The following is a 5,001-nucleotide window of genomic DNA, read 5'->3' as shown; positions in this document are numbered from 1 at the left end:
TTGTCCACGCACAGGCGATGACACCCTCCGCGCCCCTGCGGCGCTGGGGGCTCATCGAGATCCATCTTTATAGCCCACCCGGGCGCACGTCTATGCAGGATCGAGGGAAGGTGCAAGTTTTGAGGTAGAGCTTCGGTCGGGATGTAACCACAGGCTTATTGGTGTTGAGGTGGGTTATAAATCATGGACAGACGGACGAGATCGCCTTCGAGTCTGGTATCGTGGTAATCGGATTCGCCTTGAGCGATGGCCCTTGGAGTGAAGTCAACAGCAAAAGACCAACCCGGCAAATCGCTGACGGCATAGTGCCGTGCGATACTACCATAGTCTTCCTGCCAGCCGAAGATGACTTTAAAGTTTCTGGGTACGGATTGCTCCAGAGCCGCGCGAAACTCGGCGAATCGCTCATACTTATCGCTTTTGAAACTGATGAACTGAAAGCAAAATGTTGCACCCCCTTGCTTGAAGTCTTCTTTGATGAACTCATCCAGAACACTGGGGCATTTAGTCTCTCTAAGTCTGATTTTTGTTTGTAGGGTAGTGAGAACTTGATCGTAGAGTTCTCTAGGAGTTTTTCCTACCATCAGGATACCTACCTTCTCTGCCCTGAAAAGACCAGCAAGGCTGATTATTAGAACCCTCAACCATAGCAAGCCCCTCATTGAGAACTCTTAAACCTAACCCTTAGGATTGCTTATGGATCGTAGCCCAGCGAAAAACTCACGACATCCCCCTCAAGGGTAATGCCCAACCTACTATAGGATTCTTGCTCGAGTACCCGAGGGCCAAAATCAATAAGCAGATACCATCCAGGATGGTTTACTAGGCGATAACTGCGTCCTATATAGCCGTAGTTTTCACGCCACCCGGTTTTGGGCGAAAACTCCCTGCGTAGCACGCGGTCTAGAGCTTTCTGAAGTTCCTGGAGGCGCTGGTACTTGTCCGGCTCACCAGAAATCAGCTGAAAACATAGAAAATCACCACCGTCCTCTCTGTTGCGCCTCACAGAGCTCTCCATTACCTCTGGGCACCTGATTTCCTTAAGGGTAACGACTTGCTGGAGGGATGTGATCAGATCATCGTAGAGTTGTTTTGGGCTGAGTGTCCCGCTCATTTTGTTGATGCCCCCTTGCACATAAGCAATGCCGACTGCTGTTAGCAGTAGGGTTGTTACTATTAGCGCGGGCCTCGTCATAGTCACCTTCATTGACCTGGATGCCATGAGTACCAAATTTGCTCAATGCGCCGTTTGAGATTATCTTTGATTTCTCTTGATATGGCCATTTGTTCAATGCGGCTTCCTAACTTTAGTGCCTCCTGTAAACTTTTTGCCTGCTTCACCCACGCCTCTACTTGCCGGTAGGCTTTATCGTACTCCTCTACACTGAGCGCGGCGCTGCCCAGAATGTAGGCTGTCGCCTGCTTAGCGTTGTTCCTGGTTTCGCGGAAGATAACCCCCTCGCCGAAAAGTTCTCCTATTAGCTCGAGAGGTAAGGTCACGATATCGCCGGCAAAATCGCCAGCGGCCTCCCAACCTGAGATGGCCTTATACCTGCCGCTCTTTACCCCCTCTTTGAATCGCTCGATGTATTGCCCCGCCATTTGCCGTAGTTGCTCGGCTATGACACGCTCCGGGTCATTGTTCTCAACATCGGTACTGTATGTGTTTACGTACTGGACGGGGTTATCCCCGGTTAGCCCTTTGTTGGCAATGGCTTTTTGCTCAGGGGTGAAAGGCTTATCCGGTGAGGACTCGATGGCTGTTGAGAGGATGGGAGTGAGGTGGGTCTGGCCAGTAAAGGCCGTCATAAGAGCCCCAATGGTTAGCTCATCGGTAAGCTCTGTTCCAACGAGTTTTCGCCAAACTGCTTTAGCGGCTTCGTCTGCCAAATTATCTAAGAATGGACCAATGTCAAACTCGATGGTTCTAGGACCAAGCTTGACGTAAACAGGAGCCTTGGCTCGCTGATTGGGGAACTTAAACCGATGTACCTCGCCGGGAGTAAACGCTTGGCCTGCGTGGGGCACGAAGTCTAGATTCATCCGATAGTGATCCGAGGTGATTTGCTCACCCGGAGACTTGCCTTTGTTGTACGCTTCGATCTTTGCCACCATCTCTTTAGGGATTCCCGGGGCCTGAAACGTAGCAACGTGACCTACGCTTTGCGGCCAAGTACATGCTGTCCACTGGGCCAGTGCTCCGCCTAGCGAGTGTCCGCAAAGCCAAACCTTGCCCTTTTGTTGAGCATAGTCCAGGTGAGTCCTGATGAGGTCTTTGTTCTCGTGGAATTGCCCATACCCTACGCCTCGAGGGTCAGCATCAGTAAACCAATCCATTTGGCCTTCCAGAACCTTGAACTCCCCGCCCTGTGTGCCTCGGAAAGCGACGACGGGATAAGGGTATTCGGGTTTACTGGGAAGGAATACTTGTAACTGCATGCCTAAGCGGCCATATGTGGTGCGCTGTGGCCTATACCCAAATTGCCGAACGACTTCATATTTGGGATTTTCCTGTGCTGAAGGTACGTAATCCTCATAAGCCAGTTTGGCCATTTGCTCCAGGAGTGCATCGTAAGTTAATTGAGGTGAAGGAATCCTAGCAAAAGGGCTAGGCTTTTCCTCGGCCAAACCTTCGCGATAGTCCGGCTTCATTGTGGGCGACTGCTTCTGAGCCGAGATAAGAGGTAGGGAGTACTCGTACTCTTGGCTATCTTGGTTAGCTACTCCCTTCGCCAAGAATTCCGGATATCTGGAAGCAACCTCGTAATCAAGCGCCATCCTTACTCCTCCGGTACATGGAACTGCCTCATAGTAAGTATACTCTAAGGAAGGTTCTGGAAACTAAGCAAGAGTTTAGGAACCTTACGCCTACGGGAAGGTGATAAAGCTGATAAGTAATTCAACTTCTGCTTCCTACATGTGCTTAAAAACGCGTCTTGACCTCATACGTCAGAAGCTATTACGCAGGGCCGAGAGGAGTATTGATTACTCGTGGGTGGTCTCACTCTCAGTCCAAGATCCTCTTGATATAGCTGATCGACTTCCGCAATTGGTTAAGCAATTCGCCTTGTCTGATTACGAGGCGGAGGTTCTGCTACTGTGCGCAGGGTTGGCAATCGAGCCGGATTTGACTGCCCTTTTAGCAGAGCTGACTGGTCAGCAATTGCCAACGTTTAGCCTCGCTTCTGCTTATCTCGGAGATCAGGCAGAAGACTATTTGTCCCTATGTCCCTCCGCGCCCCTGCGGCGCTGGGGTCTCATCGAGATCCATCCCCGCCCCGACCTCCCGCTCACCGCGCAGCCCATCCGCCTTTCGGAGCCGGTACTGCACTTCCTGCTCGGGGCGCAGGGCGACAACCCCGCCGAGCTCGACCCCGAGCTCGCGGGGACCTTCACGCTCTCGGCCGCTGCCGCCCTGGTGCCCTCGCAGCAGGAGCAGGCCGACCGGATCTGCTCGGCGTGGGAGGGTGGGGCCGTTCCGGTGCAGCTTTTGGGCGACCCCCAGAGCGCGCGGGCGATCGCGGCCAGCGCCTGCTCCCGGCTGGGGCTGCGGGCGTTCGGGCTTCCGGCGGAGCGGCTGCTCGAGCGCGACCCCGAGGACCTGGCCCGGCGGCTGGGGCGGGAGGCCCGCTTGCGGGGGGCGGCGTGGCTGCTCGAGGCCGGCTACCGCCCCGAGCCCTCCGCGCAGGCCCGGCTCGGGGAACTGCTCGAGCGGCTGGTGGCGCTGGAGACGCCGGTGCTGCTCTCGGCGCGCGAACGCCTGGCGCTGCCGGGGCTGCGCTGGACTTTGGAGGTGGACAAGCCCACCCCCTCCGAGCAGGCCGCGTTGTGGCGGGAACGGCTCGTGGGGGAGCTCAGCGTCCCGGAGAACGTCCTGAGCGAGGCCCTGGAGCGGGTGGTGGCGCAGTTCGACCTCGAGGCCGCCGCCATCGCGGAGGCGGCGCAGCAGGCCTTGCTCGAGCTGCACTACCGCCTGCGGCAGGGGGCGCGGCTGCGGCCGGAGGACCTGCTGGGGGCCCTGTGGGCGGCGGCGCGGGGCCAGAGCCACGGCCGGCTGGAGCGGGTGGCGGCGGTGCGGCGCATGGCGGCGCGGGCACGGCGGGAGGACCTGGTGCTGCCCGGTGCGGTCCAGGCCACCTTGGGCGAGATCGCGGCCCACGTGCGCCACCGGCACCTGGTCTACGACCGCCAGGGCTTCCGCAGCGGCGAGCGGGGGCGCGGCGTGGCGGTGCTGTTCAGCGGCCCCAGCGGCACCGGCAAGACCACCGCGGCCGAGGCGCTGGCGCGGGAGCTGGACCTGGACCTCTACCGCGTGGACCTCTCGCTCTTGGTGAGCAAGTACATCGGCGAGACGGAGAAAAACCTGCGGGAGGTCTTCGACGCGGCGGAGGACGGGGGAGCGGTGCTGCTGTTCGACGAGGCCGACGCCGTCTTCGGCAAGCGCTCGGACGTGCAGGACAGCCACGACCGCTACGCCAACCTCGAGGTCAGCTACCTGCTGCAGCGCATGGAGCAGTACCGCGGCCTCGCCATCCTCACCACCAACCTGGAGAGCTCCATCGACGAAGCCTTCGTGCGCCGCCTGCGCTTCATCGTGCGCTTCGAGCGGCCCAAGCCGCCCGAGCGGGCCGAGATCTGGCGGCGGGTCATCCCGGCCGAGTTCCACGCGGGCCTGGACTTCGAGCGCCTGAGCCTGCTCGAGCTCACCGGCGGGCACATCGCCAACGTGGCCCTTCACGCGGCCTTCAAGGCGGCCGCCGAGGGGGAGCCTTTGGGGATGCGCCACCTGCGGGAGGCGGCCAGCGAGGAGATGGCGAAGCTCAAGCGGCTGCGGCCGCGGGAGCTCGAGGACTGGGGCTGAGGTCCGGCTGGGCCCCCTACCCAACCGCGGCCCCTTCAGGTCATGATGGTTCCAATGAAGCGATCCGATTTCCTAACCCTAACCGCATCCCTGACACTGGTTCTGGCCGCTTGCTTCCCCGCCCCGGCCCCGGCTCCGGC

At 58.8% G+C, this 5,001-nt stretch carries 4 protein-coding genes; 1 reads left to right on the top strand and 3 read right to left on the bottom strand.

Translation table 11 applies throughout. The features are described from left to right. Positions 1 to 155: 155 nt before the first annotated feature. From Mterra_RS22050 to Mterra_RS18770, 3 genes are read right to left on the bottom strand one after another with little or no spacing between them, the layout of a single operon-like run. Positions 156 to 662, bottom strand: a complete 507-nt coding sequence (locus tag Mterra_RS22050; protein ID WP_147372945.1) for a hypothetical protein — start codon at positions 660 to 662, stop codon at positions 156 to 158. 32 nt (positions 663 to 694) lie between these two features. Then, positions 695 to 1,195: a hypothetical protein gene (locus tag Mterra_RS22045; RefSeq protein WP_147372944.1), complete on the bottom strand. Its 501-nt coding sequence runs from the start codon at positions 1,193 to 1,195 to the stop codon at positions 695 to 697. Between the two features lie 8 nt (positions 1,196 to 1,203). Continuing rightward, a complete protein-coding gene (locus tag Mterra_RS18770; RefSeq protein WP_119316528.1) occupies positions 1,204 to 2,778 on the bottom strand; it encodes a Tle-like phospholipase domain-containing protein in 1,575 nt (524 codons plus the stop codon). Between the two features lie 139 nt (positions 2,779 to 2,917). Between Mterra_RS18770 and Mterra_RS18765 the strand changes: the two genes are divergently transcribed. Next, positions 2,918 to 4,861 (top strand): ATP-binding protein, encoded by a 1,944-nt coding sequence (locus Mterra_RS18765; protein WP_420836707.1) that lies wholly within the window; start codon positions 2,918 to 2,920, stop codon positions 4,859 to 4,861. The last annotated feature ends 140 nt before the right edge of the window (positions 4,862 to 5,001 follow it).

Source organism: Calidithermus terrae (assembly GCF_003574345.1).
In the GTDB taxonomy this organism is placed as follows: Bacteria; Deinococcota; Deinococci; order Deinococcales; family Thermaceae; genus Calidithermus; species Calidithermus chliarophilus.
The sequence above is the reverse complement of the archived record's forward strand: the minus strand, read 5'-3'. Positions and strand labels throughout refer to the sequence as shown.